Raw genomic sequence first — 17,518 nt, forward strand, 5'->3', positions numbered from 1 at the left:
CGCGGATGCGCAGGTTTTTTTTCGGATTGTATTTACCAGTTACCTGTCGCGCCAATTCCCCAACTCGTATACTCTCCCACCATTGATGTTTATATAATTAATGGCACAGGGAGTTGAGATGCTATTTGGCTTTTTTCGTAATCTGTTTCGCGTGCTTTTCCGCGTTCGCGTCACGGGCGATGTCAGCGCGCTACAGGGAGAACGCGTTCTAATCACTCCCAACCATGTCTCATTTATAGACGGCATCCTGTTGGCGCTCTTTTTACCGATTCGTCCCGTCTTCGCTGTTTACACCTCGATCAGCCAGCAATGGTATATGCGCTGGCTAACCCCGCTGATTGATTTCGTACCGTTAGATCCAACCAAACCGATGTCGATTAAACATCTGGTTCGTCTGGTCGAACAGGGCCGTCCGGTGGTTATTTTCCCGGAAGGACGTATTTCGACCTCCGGCTCGTTAATGAAAATTTATGACGGCGCGGGGTTTGTTGCCGCTAAGTCGGGGGCGACGGTGGTCCCTGTGCGCATTGAAGGCGCGGAGCTTTCCCGCTTTAGCCGCCTGAAAGGTTTGGTTAAACAGCGATTCTTCCCGCGCATCCGCTTACACATCCTACCGCCCACACAACTGCCGATGCCGGAAGCTCCGCGTGCTCGCGATCGCCGCAAAATTGCCGGAGAGATGCTGCATCAAATTATGATGGAAGCACGCATGGCGGTTCGTCCGCGTGAAACGCTATACGAGTCGCTGCTGGCGGCGAAATACCGTTTTGGCGCAGGCAAAAACTGCATTGAAGATGTTAACTTTACCCCGGACAGCTACCGCAAGCTGCTGACAAAGACGCTCTTTGTGGCCCGTATTCTGGAAAAATACAGCGTCGAAGGTGAAAAAATCGGCCTGATGCTGCCAAACGCGGGGATCAGCGCGGCGGTTATTTTTGGCGCCATTGCGCGTCGACGCATTCCGGCCATGATGAACTACACCGCGGGCGTGAAAGGATTAACCAGCGCCATTACTGCGTCTGAAATCAAAACGATCTTCACATCCCGACAGTTTCTCGATAAAGGCAAACTCTGGCATTTACCGGAACAACTCACCCAAGTGCGTTGGGTTTATCTGGAAGACTTAAAAGCTGATGTGACCTTTAGCGATAAGCTGTGGATTTTCTCACATCTGCTGGCACCGCATCTGGCGCAGGTGAAGCAGCAGCCGGAAGACGCTGCGGTGATCCTCTTTACTTCTGGCTCAGAAGGCCATCCGAAAGGTGTGGTTCACAGTCATAAAAGCATTCTGGCGAACGTTGAGCAGATCAAAACGATTGCCGATTTCACCGCCGATGACCGTTTTATGTCGGCGCTGCCGCTGTTCCACTCCTTTGGCCTGACGGTGGGATTATTCACGCCGCTACTGACTGGCGCAGAAGTGTTTCTTTATCCCAGCCCGCTGCATTACCGCATTGTGCCAGAGCTGGTATACGACCGGAACTGCACCGTGTTGTTTGGTACTTCAACGTTCCTCGGCAACTATGCGCGTTTTGCGCATCCGTACGATTTCCACCGCCTGCGCTATGTGGTGGCGGGAGCGGAAAAACTTCAGGACAGCACAAAGCAGCTGTGGCAGGAGAAATTTGGCCTGCGCGTTCTTGAAGGCTATGGCGTGACGGAATGTGCGCCGGTTGTGTCGATTAACGTACCAATGGCGGCAAAATCGGGAACGGTAGGGCGCATCTTGCCTGGTATGGATGCTCGACTGTTGGCCGTTCCGGGAATTGAGGACGGTGGGCGTTTACAGCTGAAAGGTCCTAATATTATGAGTGGCTATTTGCGCGTCGAAAAACCTGGCGTGCTGGAAGTGCCGACAGCAGAGAATGCGCAAGGTGAGATTGAGCGCGGCTGGTATGACACCGGAGACATCGTGCGCTTTGATGAAAACGGCTTTGTACAGATTCAGGGGCGCGCTAAGCGTTTCGCTAAAATTGCCGGAGAGATGGTTTCGCTGGAAATGGTTGAGCAACTGGCATTGGCGGTATCCGCAGACAAAATGCACGCCACGGCGATCAAGAGTGATGCCAGCAAAGGTGAGGCGCTGGTGCTGTTCACTACCGACAGCGAGCTGACACGTGAAAAACTACAGCAGTATGCGCGGGCGCACGGTGTACCTGAACTCGCCGTACCGCGTGATATTCGCCATCTGAAGCAACTCCCCTTACTCGGCAGCGGTAAGCCGGATTTTGTTACGCTGAAAAGCTGGGTCGATGAGCCGGAAAAACAACATGAGTGAGTCAGTGCACACTAACACTTCAATCTGGTCCAAAGGGATGATGTCCGTTATCGCCGCGCAGTTTCTGTCGGCGTTTGGCGATAATGCGTTGCTGTTTGCTACGCTGGCGTTGCTGAAAGAACAATTCTATCCGGACTGGAGTCAGCCAATCCTGCAAATGGTGTTTGTGGGCGCTTACATTCTGTTTGCTCCCTTTGTGGGACAGGTGGCGGATAGCTTTGCCAAAGGCAGAGTGATGATGTTCGCGAACGCTCTGAAACTGCTGGGCGCGGCGAGTATTTGCTTCGGTATTAATCCGTTTCTTGGGTATACGCTGGTGGGGATCGGCGCGGCGGCATATTCACCGGCCAAGTACGGCATTCTCGGTGAACTGACTACCGGCGACAAACTGGTGAAGGCTAACGGCCTGATGGAAGCCTCCACCATTGCCGCGATTTTGCTCGGTTCTGTCGCCGGCGGCGTTCTGGCCGACTGGCACGTGATTGCCGCGCTTTCTGCCTGTGCACTGGCCTATGCTGGCGCGGTGGTGGCTAACCTGTATATCCCGAAACTGGCCGCGGCTCGTCCTGGCCAGTCCTGGAATCTGGGGAAAATGACGCGCAGTTTCTTCTGTGCGGCTTCATCGTTGTGGCGCAACGGTGAAACACGCTTCTCGTTGGTGGGAACCAGCCTTTTTTGGGGCGCGGGCGTTACGCTGCGTTTTCTGCTGGTGCTGTGGGTCCCGGTGGCGCTCGGCATCACCGATAACGCCACGCCGACCTACCTCAATGCCATGGTAGCGATCGGGATTGTGGTCGGTGCGGGTGCGGCCGCGAAGCTCGTAACGCTGGAAACCGTGTCGCGCTGTATGCCTGCGGGGATCCTGATTGGCGTCGTGGTGCTGATTTTCTCTCTTCAACATTCGCTGCTTCCGGCTTACGCATTGCTGATGCTTATCGGCGTGTCGGGTGGCTTCTTTGTGGTACCGCTGAATGCGTTGCTGCAGGAACGGGGTAAGAAAAGCGTCGGCGCGGGTAATGCGATAGCGGTGCAAAACCTGGGCGAAAACAGCGCGATGCTGTTGATGCTCGGTATTTACTCACTGGCGGTGCTGGTGGGGATCCCGGCTGTTGCGATTGGTATTGGATTTGGTGCACTGTTTGCGCTGGCGATTGCGGCGCTGTGGATTTGGCAGCGCCGCCATTAGTCTGTTGTATGCTGTTGCCGGATGGCGGCGTTACCGTATACGGCCTACAGGGCGTTCACTTTGTAGGCCTGATAAGCGTAGCGCCATCAGGCGCAAATCGTCACGGTGCGAGATGGGTATGCTATGAATGTGCCGGATGGCGGCGTTGCCTTATCCGGCCTACAGGATGCTCACTTTGTAGGCCTGATAAGCGTAGCGCCATCAGGCGCTAATCGTCACGGTGCGAGATGAGTATGCTATGAATGTGCCGAATGGCGGCGTTACCGTAAACGGCCTACAGGATGCTCACTTTGTAGGCCTGATAAGCGTAGCGCCATCAGGCGCTAACTGTTACGGTGCAGGATAGGTATACACCTGATGCACCGCTTCAATCTCTGCCAGTACTTCTTCGCTCAACTCCAGATGCAGACTTTCAACGTTGGTTTTTAGCTGCTCCATCGTCGTGGCGCCCAGCAAAGTGCTGGCGACAAACGGCTGACGACGCACGAATGCCAGCGCCATTTGCGCAGGATCCAGATTATGGCGTTTCGCGATATCCACATAGGCCGCGACGGCTTTCTGCGTCTGCCCGCCGCTGTAGCGCGTGAAACGACTAAACAACGTATTGCGTGCACCGGCAGGTTTCGCGCCGTTCAGGTATTTCCCGGTTAACGTACCGAAGCCCAGGCAAGAGTAGGCCAGCAGCTCAACGCTTTCATACTGGCTCACTTCAGCCAGTCCAACCTCAAAGCTGCGGTTCAGCAGGCTGTAGGGGTTCTGGATGGTGGCGATGCGTGGCAGATCGTGTTTGTCCGCCAGGTGTAGATAGCGCATCACGCCAAACGCGGTTTCATTAGAAACGCCGATGTAGCGAATTTTCCCAGCGCGCTGAAACTCGGCCAGTGCGTCCAGCGTATCGAGAAGGGAAACGACCGGCGCGGAGTCTGTCCAGCTGTAACCTAACTTACCAAAACAGTTGGTCGGGCGCTGTGGCCAGTGAACCTGATACAGATCCAGATAATCGGTTTTCAGTCTTTTCAGGCTGTCGTGCAGCGCTTCACGGATATTTTTACGGTCCAGCGCCTGATTCGGTCGAATGCCGCTGTCGTTGTTACGTGATGGTCCGCTGACCTTAGACGCAACGATCAGCTTTTCGCGGCTGCCGTGTTTGGCGAGCCAGTTACCTACGTAGGTTTCGGTGAGACCCTGGGTTTCAGGACGCGGCGGTACCGGATACATCTCGGCAACGTCGATCAAATTAATGCCCTGTGCTACGGCATAATCGAGCTGTGCATGTGCGTCGGCTTCGCTGTTTTGTTCACCAAACGTCATTGTGCCCAGCCCCAGTGTACTGACTTCCAGCGAGCTGTGGGGTATACGGTGATATTGCATAGCCGTTTCCTTTTTATAATCACGACATAAGGATTATAAAAATGGCTGAGGGAAGAGAAAAAGGGAAGTAAAATTGTTAAGGCCAGCGCGCTGCTGACCTCAACCATCAGCGTTCAATGATTTGAGACACATCATCGCGGTTAATCTGCATCGCATTGCCCTGCTGGTCGTGATAGCTCACCAGACCGGTATCATCGTCAATTTCTGGTTTTCCATCGGTCAGGATCATTCGACCATCTTTTGTCGCCATTACATAATCGCTGCTGCATCCGGAAACGGCAAAAGCCAGTCCTACGGCGGAAATCAAAACTGCCCATTTTTTCATCTGCTTATCCTCACATGGCCTGCGTCTGACAATAGTTTAGTAATAACGCGAAGTTGTGCAGGGTGAAAGCAGTAAAATCTTAAACTGTGAGAAGGGGTAGGTGTGGCTGGCATTCGCTCCCCTTGCGGGGAGCGATGGATTTCATCAGAGCGGATTTTTTTTATTACGCCACAGGTTCAGGGTCTCTACCGCGATAGAGAAGAACATGGCGAAATAGATATATCCTTTCGGAACGTGGACGTCGAAACTTTCCAGAATCAGCGTAAAACCGACCAGAATCAGAAACGAGAGCGCCAGCATTTTTACCGAAGGGTGGCGATCGACAAACTCACCAATCGGGCGAGCAGCAAACATCATCACGCCTACGGCAATCACCACCGCCGCCATCATGATAAACAGATGATCGGACAAACCAACCGCAGTAATCACGGAATCCAGACTGAAGATAATGTCTAACAACATGATCTGTACAATCGCGCCCAGGAAAGAAGATACGCGGGTTTTTAACCCCTCTTCCTCACCTTCAATGGATTCGTGGATCTCTTTACTGGCTTTCCAGATCAGGAACAATCCCCCCAGCAGAAGGATCAGGTCGCGTGCTGATATCGCCTCGCCAAACAGCTCGAATAACGGGTTTGTCAGCCGCGTTACCCAGGCGATAGAAGCCAGCAGTGCCAGACGCATGATCATCGCCGCCGCCAGCCCAATACGTCGGGCATGATTGCGTTGCGCTGTCGGGAGTTTGGCTACAACCAGAGAAAGGAAAATAATATTGTCGATCCCAAGAACGATCTCCAGCAGCGTCAGCGTACCGAGCGCAAGCCAGGCGTTAGGATCGGTTATCCATGCAAATAACATCGAACAAAGTCCTGCCAAAAAAAAGAAGCGGTAATTATAGGCCCGTAACGCGGCGGGTGAAAGGCCGGACGGTGCCTATTGCGCCTGGAACAAGAAATGTCGCTCAAGCAATGCGCGGGTGAAGTTCTTTTTCAGGTAAAAGCCGCGTGGCAGGGTCAGGATGGGTTCGCCGTTGGCGCCAATGGCCTCGGTAAGCGCGCGGGCGTTGGCGGCTTTAGGACGCAGTTGCAGTACTTCCCCATGGCGAGCGGTGATGCGTTCGACATGTCCTAACACAATCATGTCCATTAACTCTTCCCAGTCCAGACGCAATTGCCGGTCTTCTTCTTCATTCGGGCTCCACAGCAGGGGAGAGCCGACGCGGCGCTCAGCCAGAGGAATGCTGCGTTCGCCTTCTACCGGGATCCACAGAACACGTTTGAGTTTGTGCCGTACATGGCTGGTTTCCCAGGTGACACCGGTATTGCCGGTTAACGGCGCCACACACACAAAGGTGGTTTCCAGCGGTCTGCCAAGACTGTCCACAGGGATCGTTTTCAGCTCCACGCCCAGCGCCGCAAAATCCTGCTCTGGTTTACTGCCCGCGCTGGCACCGAGCCAGATTTCCAGCAGGACGCCAATCCAGCCTTTATCGCGCTTAAGATCCTTCGGCGTAACGATTCCCGCCATTGCCGCTAATTCTCCTAACGCGTAGCCCGAAAGCTGCCGTGCCTGGCTCAGCAACTGGGCTTCAGATTCAGGGGGAGAAAGCAACGGACGGAGTTCTGGCATCGGGTTAACCCTTAGGTGAAAAAATGAGCAATGATTTTATACCGTGTGGACAGAGTTTATCTTTTTCCACATGCTTTATTCAATTCTATGATTTATATTGGTTTTTAGATTCACGTTCGCAGAGTTGCGCAACAGCGAAGCGGGTTTTCCAATTCTGGTCACTGACAATGAACAGGATCTTACACCATGTTATCCACAGAAAGATGGGATAACTGTGAAAAACCCCCACTACTGTTTCAATTTACAGCCTTGACGTGCGACGAAAATCGAATTTTCACACAAATTGTGCCTAACTTATTGGCATAATCTGTGGATAAAACCAACGCTGGTCGATCTTTCATCAGCGTGAAGATCGTATGCGTGATGCACATCACATTTCTGTGTGTTTATCTGCGTGGATCGGTTTTAACTTTATGAATGTATAAGAGTATTTTTGATATGTGACGAATGTCTTATTCGGACTGTTCTGGGTTTTCCCATAGTAATTCCGTACTTCTTCACAACTATATCCACAGAAAAGGTGAATAAAATCGCCTTGCTTGCCCTTCTTCTGTTTATAACTCGGCCTTTAACTGTGAGTTATTCAATTGTTATTAGAATATCGCACCCTTAACAGAGTGGTTTACCGCCCCTCAGGAGTGTGAAACAATCGTTTGTATATAAGGTTTATGTTGAGGTAGTCCGGTGATTGATGACGATGGCTACCGCCCGAATGTAGGGATAGTAATTTGTAACCGCCAGGGGCAGGTCATGTGGGCCCGGCGATTTGGTCAGCACTCCTGGCAATTCCCACAAGGTGGGATCAATGCAGGAGAGACAGCAGAGCAGGCGATGTACCGGGAACTCTTTGAAGAAGTGGGTCTCAGTCGTAAAGATGTACGGATCCTTGCTTCTACTCGTAACTGGTTGCGTTACAAGTTACCGAAACGTTTGGTGCGTTGGGACACAAAGCCGGTTTGTATCGGCCAGAAACAAAAATGGTTTCTTCTGCAATTGGTCAGCAGCGATGCTGAAATCAATATGCAAACCAGCAGTACACCTGAGTTCGACGGCTGGCGCTGGGTGAGTTACTGGTATCCGGTTCGACAGGTGGTGTCATTTAAACGCGATGTCTATCGCAGGGTGATGAAAGAATTCGCAAGTGTTGTCATGGCGCTTCAGGAGAGCACTCCTAAACCGCAAAGCGCACCTGCGTACAGACGTAAAAGAGGTTAAGCTACGCAAATTATGCTCACCCGCCTGCGCGAAATAGTCGAAAAGGTGGCCAGTGCTCCGCGTCTGAACGAAGCGCTGAATATACTGGTTACCGACATCTGTCTTGCGATGGATACAGAGGTCTGTTCGGTTTATCTGGCCGATCACGATCGACGTTGTTATTACCTCATGGCGACCCGGGGACTAAAAAAACCACGTGGTCGCACTGTCGCACTCGCGTTTGATGAAGGTATCGTTGGCCTGGTTGGCAGGCTGGCGGAACCTATCAACCTCGCCGATGCGCAAAAACATCCCAGCTTTAAATACATTCCTTCGGTAAAAGAAGAGCGTTTTCGTGCATTCTTAGGCGTACCGATCATTCAGCGTCGCCAGCTTTTAGGTGTGCTGGTGGTGCAGCAGCGTGAACTGCGTCAGTACGATGAAAGTGAAGAGTCTTTCCTCGTCACGCTCGCCACGCAAATGGCGGCCATACTTTCGCAGTCGCAGCTAAACGCGCTGTTCGGCCAGTACCGTCAAACGCGCATCCGTGCGCTGCCTGCCGCTCCCGGTGTGGCAATAGCCGAAGGTTGGCAGGATGCGACGCTGCCGTTGATGGAACAGGTCTACCAGGCTTCAACGCTGGATCCTGTGCTTGAACGCGAGCGACTGACCGGTGCGCTGGAAGAGGCGGCGAACGAATTCCGCCGCTACAGCAAGCGTTTTACCGCTGGGGCGCAGAAAGAAACGGCGGCGATCTTTGATCTTTACTCGCACTTGCTTTCCGATACCCGTCTGCGCCGCGAGCTGTTTGCGGAAGTGGATAACGGTTCGGTGGCCGAGTGGGCGGTTAAAACGATCATTGAAAAGTTTGCCGAACAGTTCGCCGCGCTGAGCGATAACTACCTCAAAGAGCGGGCCGGAGATTTACGCGCGCTGGGCCAGCGTCTGCTGTTCCACCTTGATGACTCTATCCAGGGGCCGAATGCCTGGCCGGAACGCTTTGTGCTGGTGGCGGATGAACTTTCAGCAACCACGCTGGCGGAGCTTCCTCAGGACCGGTTAGTTGGCGTGGTTGTCCGGGACGGCGCAGCCAACTCTCATGCGGCAATTATGGTGCGTGCGCTGGGTATCCCTACCGTTATGGGGGCCGATATCCAGCCGTCGGTGCTGCATCGCCGTACGCTGGTGGTGGACGGTTATCGCGGTGAACTGCTGGTCGATCCGGAACCGGTATTGATCCAGGAATACCAGCGTCTTATCAGTGAAGAAATTGAGCTGAGCCGCCTGGCGGAAGACGACGTCAACCAGCCAGCACAGTTGAAAAGCGGCGAGCGCGTGAAGGTGATGCTCAATGCGGGCCTCAGCCCAGAACATGAAGAAAAGCTGGGTAGCCGAATCGACGGCATTGGCCTGTATCGCACCGAAATTCCGTTCATGCTGCAAAGCGGTTTTCCTTCGGAAGAAGAACAGGTTGCGCAGTACCAGGGTATGCTGCAAATGTTTAACGACAAGCCGGTGACCCTGCGTACGCTGGATGTCGGCGCCGATAAACAACTGCCCTACATGCCGATCAGTGAAGAGAACCCGTGCCTTGGTTGGCGAGGGATCCGCATAACGCTCGATCAGCCGGAGATCTTTTTGATCCAGGTTCGCGCTATGCTGCGTGCGAATGCGGCAACCGGAAACTTGAGCATTTTGCTGCCGATGGTAACCAGCATCGATGAAGTGGACGAAGCGCGACGTTTGATTGAACGCGCCGGACGCGAAGTGGAGGAGATGATCGGTTACGAGATCCCGAAACCGCGCATTGGCATCATGCTGGAAGTTCCGTCGATGGTGTTCATGCTGCCGCATCTGACAAACCGGATAGACTTTATCTCGGTTGGAACCAACGACCTTACCCAGTACATACTGGCCGTCGATCGTAACAACACACGGGTAGCCAGCATTTATGACAGCCTGCATCCGGGGATGTTGCGTGCGCTGGCGATGATTGCGCAGGAAGCCGAAAGAAGCGGTATCGATTTGCGCCTGTGTGGTGAAATGGCGGGCGACCCGATGTGTGTGGCTATTCTGATCGGTCTCGGTTTCCGTCATTTGTCGATGAACGGTCGTTCTGTCGCTCGCGTAAAATATCTGCTGCGCCATATCGATTTTGATGAGGCGCAAACGCTGGCGCAGCGCAGCCTGGAGGCACAGATGGCAACAGAAGTACGCCATCAGGTAGCGGCCTTCATGGAGCGTCGTGGCATGGGGGGCTTGATTCGCGGGGGATTGTAGGTCTGACAAGCGTAGCGCTATCAGGTATTACGGGGGATAGAGATTACCTATACAGATCTTTTACATCTTCCCGGCATCCGCTTCTAACCCCTTGTGCTATCATTCGCACCTTTGGAGCGCCTGCATTATGCAGGCGCGCTTATCAATTGCTGTCTGACTTCAGCGAAATAACAAGAACTTGTGGTGACAGATGACCAGTAGCTATCTGCATTTTCCGGATTTCGATCCGGTCATTTTCTCAATCGGACCCGTCGCGCTTCACTGGTACGGCTTAATGTATTTGGTGGGGTTTATTTTCGCGATGTGGCTGGCGACGCGCCGCGCGAATCGTCCGGGCAGTGGCTGGACCAAAAATGAAGTAGAAAACTTACTGTATGCGGGCTTCCTCGGGGTTTTCCTCGGTGGGCGTATTGGTTACGTACTGTTCTATAACTTCCCGTTATTCCTCGATAATCCCCTGTATCTGTTCCGCGTCTGGGACGGCGGTATGTCCTTCCACGGTGGACTTATCGGTGTGATCCTGGTGATGATTATCTTCGCCAAACGCACTAAGCGTTCGTTCTTCCAGGTTTCTGATTTCATTGCTCCGCTGATTCCGTTTGGCTTGGGTGCAGGGCGTCTGGGCAACTTTATCAACGGTGAGCTGTGGGGACGCGTTGACCCGAACTTCAAGTACGCCATGCTGTTCCCGGGCTCCCGTACCGAAGATATTTTACTGCTGCAAACTAACCCGCAATGGCAGTCTATTTTTGATACCTACGGCTCGCTGCCACGCCACGCCTCACAGCTTTATGAGATGGCGTTGGAAGGCGTTGTGCTGTTTATCATTCTGAACTTGTACATTCGCAAACCGCGCCCGATGGGTTCGGTGTCCGGTCTGTTCCTGATTGGTTATGGCGCGTTTCGTATTATTGTTGAATTCTTCCGCCAGCCGGATGCGCAGTTTACCGGCACCTGGGTACAGTACATCAGCATGGGGCAGATCCTCTCTATCCCGATGATTGTCGCAGGCATTATTATGATGGTTTGGGCGTACCGCCGCAGCCCACAGCAACACGTTTCCTGAGGAACCATGAAACAGTATTTAGAACTGATGCAAAAAGTGCTGGATGAAGGCACACAGAAAAACGACCGTACCGGAACCGGAACGCTTTCCATTTTTGGTCATCAGATGCGTTTTAATCTGCAGGAAGGGTTCCCGCTGGTTACGACTAAACGCTGCCATTTACGCTCGATCATTCATGAGCTGCTGTGGTTCTTGCAGGGCGATACTAACGTTGCCTACCTGCATGAAAACAACGTCTCAATCTGGGACGAATGGGCGGATGAAAACGGTAATTTAGGCCCGGTTTACGGCAAACAATGGCGCGCGTGGCCTACGCCAGATGGTCGCCATATCGACCAGATCACCACCGTGCTAAACCAGCTGAAAAATGATCCGGACTCTCGCCGCATTATCGTTTCCGCATGGAACGTCGGTGAGCTGGATAAAATGGCGCTGGCACCGTGCCATGCGTTCTTCCAGTTCTACGTGGCGGATGGCAAGCTCTCCTGCCAGCTGTATCAGCGTTCGTGCGATGTGTTCCTCGGCCTGCCGTTTAACATTGCCAGCTACGCTTTGCTGGTACACATGATGGCGCAGCAGTGCGATCTGGAAGTGGGTGATTTTGTCTGGACCGGCGGCGACACGCACCTGTACAGCAACCATATGGATCAAACGCATCTGCAGCTTAGCCGTGAACCTCGCGCGCTGCCGAAACTGGTTATCAAACGTAAGCCTGAATCAATCTTTGACTATCGCTTCGAAGACTTCGAAATTGAAGGCTACGATCCGCACCCGGGTATTAAAGCACCGGTAGCTATCTAACCTGTTTCATGCTGTCACAACCGACGCCCATGTGCGTCGGTTTTTTTTGTCTCAAATCGCGTTCTTCGGCGCGGATTCCTGAAATATTGCAACGGCCTGTAACGCGCTAAATATTCCCCATAGCTCGCCGTAGAAACCGAATTTCCCGCTCGTTATTCATTTTCCTCACGCCATACTGGCGACATGAAAAAACAACAAGGTTACACGCTTCTCGAAACCCTGATTGCGATGCTGATTGTCGCGGCGCTTGGTGCATCTGGGCTGTATGGTTGGCAGCGCTGGCAGCAGCAACAGCGGCTGTGGCAGACCGCCTGCCAGGTGCGGGACTACCTGCTGCAACTGCGTGAAGATGCTAACTGGCGTAACCGCGATCACGTGATAAGCGTGATTCGGGATGGCACATCATGGTGTTTTGTCAGCTCTGCGGCTTCGCAAACCACGTGTCGACCCGTTTCGTCTTTGGTTTTTACACCGCCCTGGGACGACGTCGAAATGGCGGAGATAACACCTTCACTGGCCTTTTTTGGACTGCGCAATACGGCATGGGCCGGACATATACGCCTGAAAAATGCGACTGGGGAATGGCGCGTGGTGGTGTCTGGCTGGGGGCGAGTTAGGCTTTGCGAGAGTGATGAGGCCAGACTATGTCAGTAAACGAACGGGGGTTTTCACTGCTGGAGACGCTCATTGCCATGGCGATTAGCAGTATTTTATTGCTTAGCTCAGCACGATTTTTACCGGCGCTACAGCGAGAGATTCTGCGTAACACGCGCCAGTTAGTACTGGAAGATGAAATATGGCAGCGGGTCTACACCGTGGCGAAGCATCTTCAGCGGGCGGGATATTGCCGGGGAAACTGTGTCGGAGAGGGACTGGTGATATCGGCTAAGGGAGACTGTGTTATTGCCCGATGGGATGCCAACAGCAATGGCGTTTGGGAAAGCAGTCCCGTGAAAGAGGCTGATTCTATTGGGTTTCGTTTACAGGACAAGGTGTTGGAAACCGTGCGTGGAGCCACCGGCTGCACTAGCAAAGGATGGGACAAAATGACCGATCCGGCCACGATGCAGATTGAGGCATTCCAGGTTGAAAGGCTGAATTTCAGCGGATATTCCCCGCTTCTTACGCTGCGTTTGCGTGGAGTGAGCAATGACGAACCACAAAAAGTTGTTGAAGCGGTCTACAGCGTTACGGGATTCAACCTGTGAACAGTGAGAGAGGCGTATCCTCTCTGGCAATGGTCCTGTTGCTGCTGGTGCTCGGTAGTCTGCTGCTGCAAAGCGTTAGCAGACAGGAGGCCAGTTTTGCTGCGCGTGTGGCCACACAAAGTCAGGCGCTGCAGCGTCAGGCGGTAGTGCAATCCGCGATGGAATGGGGGCGTACGCAGCCCTGGCGGTTACAACCCCCCGTACAGTGTCGGCGCGATCCCACGCAGGATGCCGCGGTTTGCCTGCGCCGGCTTACCAATAATTTTGTTCTGCTTATTGCCCACTATGAAGGGATATCGTTATGGCGTCAGGGGGGGATTATTGATGGCAACATAGAATTCTCGGCGCGTGGCTGGAGCGATTTTTGTCCGCTAAAGGAGCAGACGTTATGCCAGATCCCCTGAACAGACAGCGTGGCTTTAGTCTGCCGGAAGTGATGCTGGCAATGGTACTGATGATCATGATTGTGACCGCGTTGTCAGGATACCTGCGGGTACTAATGAACAGCTTTATCATCAGAAACCAGTATCAGCAACTCTGGCGCCACGCCTGGCAGCAAACCCAGCTGTACCCGTTTTCATCGCCTGTGAACTGGCAGGTTAACCGAATGCAGACAACGAGAGCGGGATGTGTCAGCATCAACGTTATAATTTCTTCACCCCTCGGCAGGCAGGGTCAGATGACGCGTCTGCATTGCCCGAATCGTCAGTAGTCAGGAGTCGCTATGTTAAGGGTCTACCACTCCAACCGTCTGGATGTGCTGGAAGCGTTAATGGAATTTATCGTTGAGCGCGAGCGGCTGGACGACCCCTTTGAACCTGAGATGATCCTGGTTCAAAGTACCGGTATGGCGCAGTGGCTACAAATGACTCTTGCACAGAAGTTTAGTATTGCCGCCAATATCGATTTTCCGCTGCCCGCGAGTTTTATCTGGGATATGTTTGTGCGCGTGCTGCCGGATATCCCGAAAGAGAGTGCGTTCAGCAAACAGAGCATGAGCTGGAAGTTGATGACGCTGTTGCCACAATTGCTGGATAGCGATGACTTCGCATTGCTACGCCACTATCTGACGGACGACACTGATAAACGTAAGCTTTTTCAGCTTTCCTCGCGCGCGGCTGACCTTTTCGATCAGTATTTAGTCTACCGCCCTGACTGGTTGACCCAGTGGGAAGCGGGGCGACAGGTTGAGGGACTTGACGAGTCTCAGGCCTGGCAGGCACCGTTGTGGAAAGCGCTGGTGGAATACACCTCGGAATTGGGCCAACCGCGCTGGCATCGTGCCAATTTATACCAACGATTTATTCAGACGTTGGAAAACGCGTCCGAGTGCCCGCAGGGACTGCCTTCTCGCGTCTTTATTTGCGGTATTTCGGCGCTGCCGCCGGTTTATTTGCAGGCATTGCAGGCGCTGGGTAAGCACATTGATATTCATCTGCTGTTTACCAACCCTTGTCGCTACTACTGGGGGGATATTAAAGATCCGGCCTGGCTGGCGAAGCTGATGGCACGTCAGCGTCGGCACAGCTTTGAAGAACGGCATCTGCCGCTGTTTCGTGATAATCAGAAAGCCGAAGGATTATTTAACAGCGATGGCGAACAGGATGTGGGCAATCCGATGCTGGCCTCGTGGGGCAAGCTGGGGCGTGATTACATTTATTTGCTTTCGGAGCTGGAAAATAGTCAGGAACTGGATGCGTTTGTCGACATTACGCCTGACAACCTTTTGCATAATATTCAATCGGATATTCTGGAACTTGAAAGTCATGCCGTGGCGGGCGTTACGCTGGAAGAATATTCCCGTAGCGACAATAAACGCCGGCTTGAGCTGAACGACACCAGCGTGACTTTCCATGTCTGCCATAGCCCACAGCGCGAGGTGGAAATTCTTCATGACCGGCTTTTGGCCATGCTGGAAGCGGACCCAACGCTGACACCGCGCGATATTATCGTGATGGTGGCGGACATCGACAGCTACAGCCCATTCATTCAGTCGGTCTTTGGTAGCGCGCCAGCCGAGCGTTACTTACCTTATGCGATATCTGACCGTCGGGCACGCCAGTCTCATCCCGTCTTACAGGCCTTTATCAGCCTGCTGTCGCTGCCGGATAGCCGTTTTGTCTCAGAGGATGTCCTGGCGTTACTGGATGTTCCCGTGCTGGCGGCGCGTTTCAACATTGATGAAGAAGGGTTGCGCTATCTTCGTTTATGGGTCAATGAATCCGGGATTCGTTGGGGAATTGACGACGATAACGTGCGTGAACTGGAACTTCCACCTACAGGTCAGCATACCTGGCAATTTGGTTTAACGCGTATGCTGCTCGGCTACGCGATGGAAAGCTCGCAGGGCGAGTGGCAATCGGTATTGCCTTACGATGAGTCCAGCGGCCTGATTGCCGAGCTGGTAGGGCATCTGGCCTCGTTGCTGATGCAGCTTAATCTCTGGCGTAGAGGGTTAGCGCAGGAACGACCGCTGGAAGAGTGGCTACCCGTTTGTCGGGAAATGCTTAATGATTTCTTCCTACCGGACGCGGACACCGAAGCGGCAATGACGCTGATTGAACAGCAGTGGCAGGCCATTATTACCGAAGGTTTAGGGGCCGAGTACGGCGATGCTATACCGCTCTCTCTGTTGCGTGATGAGCTAGCCCAGCGCCTTGACCAGGAACGCATCAGCCAGCGCTTCCTGGCGGGGCCCGTTAACATTTGTACGCTGATGCCGATGCGCTCCATTCCGTTCAAAGTGGTGTGCCTGCTGGGTATGAACGATGGGGTTTATCCGCGTCAACTTGCGCCGCTGGGCTTTGATTTAATGAGCCAAAAACCGATGCGGGGCGATCGCAGTCGTCGCGATGATGACCGCTATTTGTTCCTCGAAGCATTAATCTCGGCACAGCAGACGCTCTACATCAGCTACATTGGCCGCTCTATTCAGGATAACAGCGAGCGCTTCCCGTCGGTGCTGGTGCAAGAACTGATGGACTACATTGGACAAAGCCATTATCTGCCGGGCGATGAATCGCTGACCTGTGATCAAAGCGAGGCAAGGGTAAAAGCGCATATAACCCGTTTGCATACCCGTATGCCCTTTGATGCACAAAACTATTTGCCGGGCGAACAGCAAAGCTATGCCCGGGAATGGCTGCCTGCGGCGAGTCTGTCAGGAAAAGCGCACACGGATTTTGTGCAGCCTCTGCCCTTTGAAATGCCAGAAACGCTAACGCTGGAAACGCTGCAGCGATTTTGGGCACATCCGGTACGCGCCTTTTTCCAGATGCGTTTAAGGGTCAACTTCCGCTCTGAAGAGAGTGAGATCCCCGATACGGAACCTTTCACTCTTGAAGGGTTAACCCGCTACCAGCTTAATCAGCAATTGCTTAATACGCTGGTTGAAGAGAACGATGCTGAACGACTGTTCCGCCGTTTTCGTGCGGCGGGCGCGCTACCCTATGGGCCGTTTGGCGAAATTCTGTGGGATACGCAGCGTCAGGAAATGCAGTCGCTGGCTGAACGCATTATCGCCTGTCGTCAGCCCTGTCAGAGCATGGAAATCGATCTTAACTGTCACGGCGTGCAAATCACCGGTTGGCTGCCGCAGGTGCAAGAGGACGGTTTGTTGCGCTGGCGCCCATCTTTGATAAGCATTGCGCAGGGTGTGCAACTTTGGCTGGAACATCTTGTCTATTGTGCCAGTGGCGGTAGGGGAGAGAGCCGATTGTTCCTGCGTAAAGACGGAGAATGGCGTTTTCCGCCGCTGGATGCAGAACAGGCGCTGCTGTACCTGTCGCAACTCATTGAGGGGTATCGGGAAGGCATGTCGTCACCGTTGCTGGTATTACCCGAAAGCGGTGGTGCATGGATAAAAACCTGTTATGACGCCGCAAATGATGCCATGTTAGATGACGATGCAACGTTGCAAAAAGCGCGCAGTAAGTTTCTGCAAGCCTATGAAGGCAACATGATGGTACGTGGCGAAGGTGATGATATCTGGTATCAGCGTCTTTGGCGTCAACTGGATGCTGATACGCAGGAGGCTATTGTTTTACAGTCTCAGCGCTACCTGTTACCGATTTTTCGCTTTAATCAGTCATGATGATTGTATAAAAATTGCGCAATTCGATGGCTTCCACTATGATGCGCATTCTGTCACGGACTGATTCTTACAAAGAGAAGATGCTGG

General features: G+C 53.2%; 15 protein-coding genes. 11 read left to right on the forward strand and 4 right to left on the reverse strand.

Going from position 1 to position 17,518, the window contains the following annotated elements; all coding sequences use genetic code 11:
• Window positions 1-118 precede the first annotated feature (118 nt).
• Together aas and lplT are read left to right on the forward strand one after the other, a co-directional pair.
• Window positions 119-2,278 (forward strand): bifunctional acyl-ACP--phospholipid O-acyltransferase/long-chain-fatty-acid--ACP ligase, encoded by a 2,160-nt coding sequence (gene aas / locus OGX96_RS15055; RefSeq protein ID WP_003825593.1) that lies wholly within the window; start codon window positions 119-121, stop codon window positions 2,276-2,278.
• A complete protein-coding gene (lplT, locus tag OGX96_RS15060; protein WP_071446044.1) occupies window positions 2,271-3,464 on the forward strand; it encodes a lysophospholipid transporter LplT in 1,194 nt (397 codons plus the stop codon). The genes aas and lplT overlap by 8 nt, the downstream gene beginning before the upstream one ends.
• 330 nt (window positions 3,465-3,794) lie before the next feature.
• Here lplT and OGX96_RS15065 read toward each other — a convergent pair whose 3' ends face one another.
• From OGX96_RS15065 to mutH, 4 genes are all read right to left on the reverse strand, one after another.
• Window positions 3,795-4,835 (reverse strand): NADP(H)-dependent aldo-keto reductase, encoded by a 1,041-nt coding sequence (locus OGX96_RS15065; protein ID WP_286583510.1) that lies wholly within the window; start codon window positions 4,833-4,835, stop codon window positions 3,795-3,797.
• A 106-nt stretch (window positions 4,836-4,941) separates the two neighbouring features.
• Entirely contained in the window at window positions 4,942-5,160 is a 219-nt protein-coding gene (gene ygdR, locus OGX96_RS15070; protein WP_000758660.1) for a lipoprotein YgdR, read from the reverse strand.
• A 144-nt stretch (window positions 5,161-5,304) separates the two neighbouring features.
• Window positions 5,305-6,018 carry a TerC family protein gene (locus OGX96_RS15075; RefSeq protein ID WP_003033961.1) on the reverse strand — a complete coding sequence of 238 codons (714 nt, stop codon included), beginning with the start codon at window positions 6,016-6,018 and terminating at the stop codon, window positions 5,305-5,307.
• Window positions 6,019-6,093: 75 nt separating this feature from the next.
• Entirely contained in the window at window positions 6,094-6,789 is a 696-nt protein-coding gene (mutH, locus tag OGX96_RS15080) for a DNA mismatch repair endonuclease MutH (protein ID WP_003033965.1), read from the reverse strand.
• A gap of 684 nt (window positions 6,790-7,473) precedes the next feature.
• Here mutH and rppH point away from each other — a divergent pair.
• The 9 genes from rppH (at window position 7,474) to recC (ending at window position 17,431) form a co-directional block, all read left to right on the forward strand.
• Window positions 7,474-8,004, forward strand: a complete 531-nt coding sequence (gene rppH, locus OGX96_RS15085; protein WP_003825602.1) for an RNA pyrophosphohydrolase — start codon at window positions 7,474-7,476, stop codon at window positions 8,002-8,004.
• Window positions 8,005-8,016: 12 nt separating this feature from the next.
• Complete coding sequence (gene ptsP, locus OGX96_RS15090) at window positions 8,017-10,263, forward strand: phosphoenolpyruvate--protein phosphotransferase (RefSeq protein ID WP_003825604.1); 2,247 nt, start codon at window positions 8,017-8,019, stop codon at window positions 10,261-10,263.
• Between the two features lie 190 nt (window positions 10,264-10,453).
• Window positions 10,454-11,329: a prolipoprotein diacylglyceryl transferase gene (gene lgt / locus OGX96_RS15095; protein WP_003825606.1), complete on the forward strand. Its 876-nt coding sequence runs from the start codon at window positions 10,454-10,456 to the stop codon at window positions 11,327-11,329.
• Between the two features lie 6 nt (window positions 11,330-11,335).
• Window positions 11,336-12,130 carry a thymidylate synthase gene (thyA, locus tag OGX96_RS15100; RefSeq protein WP_003033990.1) on the forward strand — a complete coding sequence of 265 codons (795 nt, stop codon included), beginning with the start codon at window positions 11,336-11,338 and terminating at the stop codon, window positions 12,128-12,130.
• 183 nt (window positions 12,131-12,313) lie between these two features.
• Entirely contained in the window at window positions 12,314-12,784 is a 471-nt protein-coding gene (locus tag OGX96_RS15105) for a prepilin peptidase-dependent protein (protein ID WP_167820636.1), read from the forward strand.
• Complete coding sequence (locus OGX96_RS15110; protein ID WP_198801784.1) at window positions 12,775-13,338, forward strand: prepilin peptidase-dependent protein; 564 nt, start codon at window positions 12,775-12,777, stop codon at window positions 13,336-13,338. The genes OGX96_RS15105 and OGX96_RS15110 overlap by 10 nt, the downstream gene beginning before the upstream one ends.
• On the forward strand, window positions 13,335-13,742 hold the full coding sequence (locus tag OGX96_RS15115; RefSeq protein WP_198801785.1) for a DUF2509 family protein: 408 nt from the start codon (window positions 13,335-13,337) through the stop codon (window positions 13,740-13,742). Before OGX96_RS15110 ends, OGX96_RS15115 begins: the two co-directional genes overlap by 4 nt.
• Window positions 13,727-14,050, forward strand: a complete 324-nt coding sequence (locus OGX96_RS15120; protein ID WP_198801786.1) for a prepilin-type N-terminal cleavage/methylation domain-containing protein — start codon at window positions 13,727-13,729, stop codon at window positions 14,048-14,050. The genes OGX96_RS15115 and OGX96_RS15120 overlap by 16 nt, the downstream gene beginning before the upstream one ends.
• A gap of 12 nt (window positions 14,051-14,062) precedes the next feature.
• Entirely contained in the window at window positions 14,063-17,431 is a 3,369-nt protein-coding gene (gene recC, locus OGX96_RS15125; RefSeq protein ID WP_198801787.1) for an exodeoxyribonuclease V subunit gamma, read from the forward strand.
• Window positions 17,432-17,518 lie beyond the last annotated feature (87 nt).

Origin of the sequence: Citrobacter sp. Cpo100, assembly GCF_030332595.1 — a bacterium.
GTDB lineage: Bacteria > Pseudomonadota > Gammaproteobacteria > Enterobacterales > Enterobacteriaceae > Citrobacter > Citrobacter portucalensis.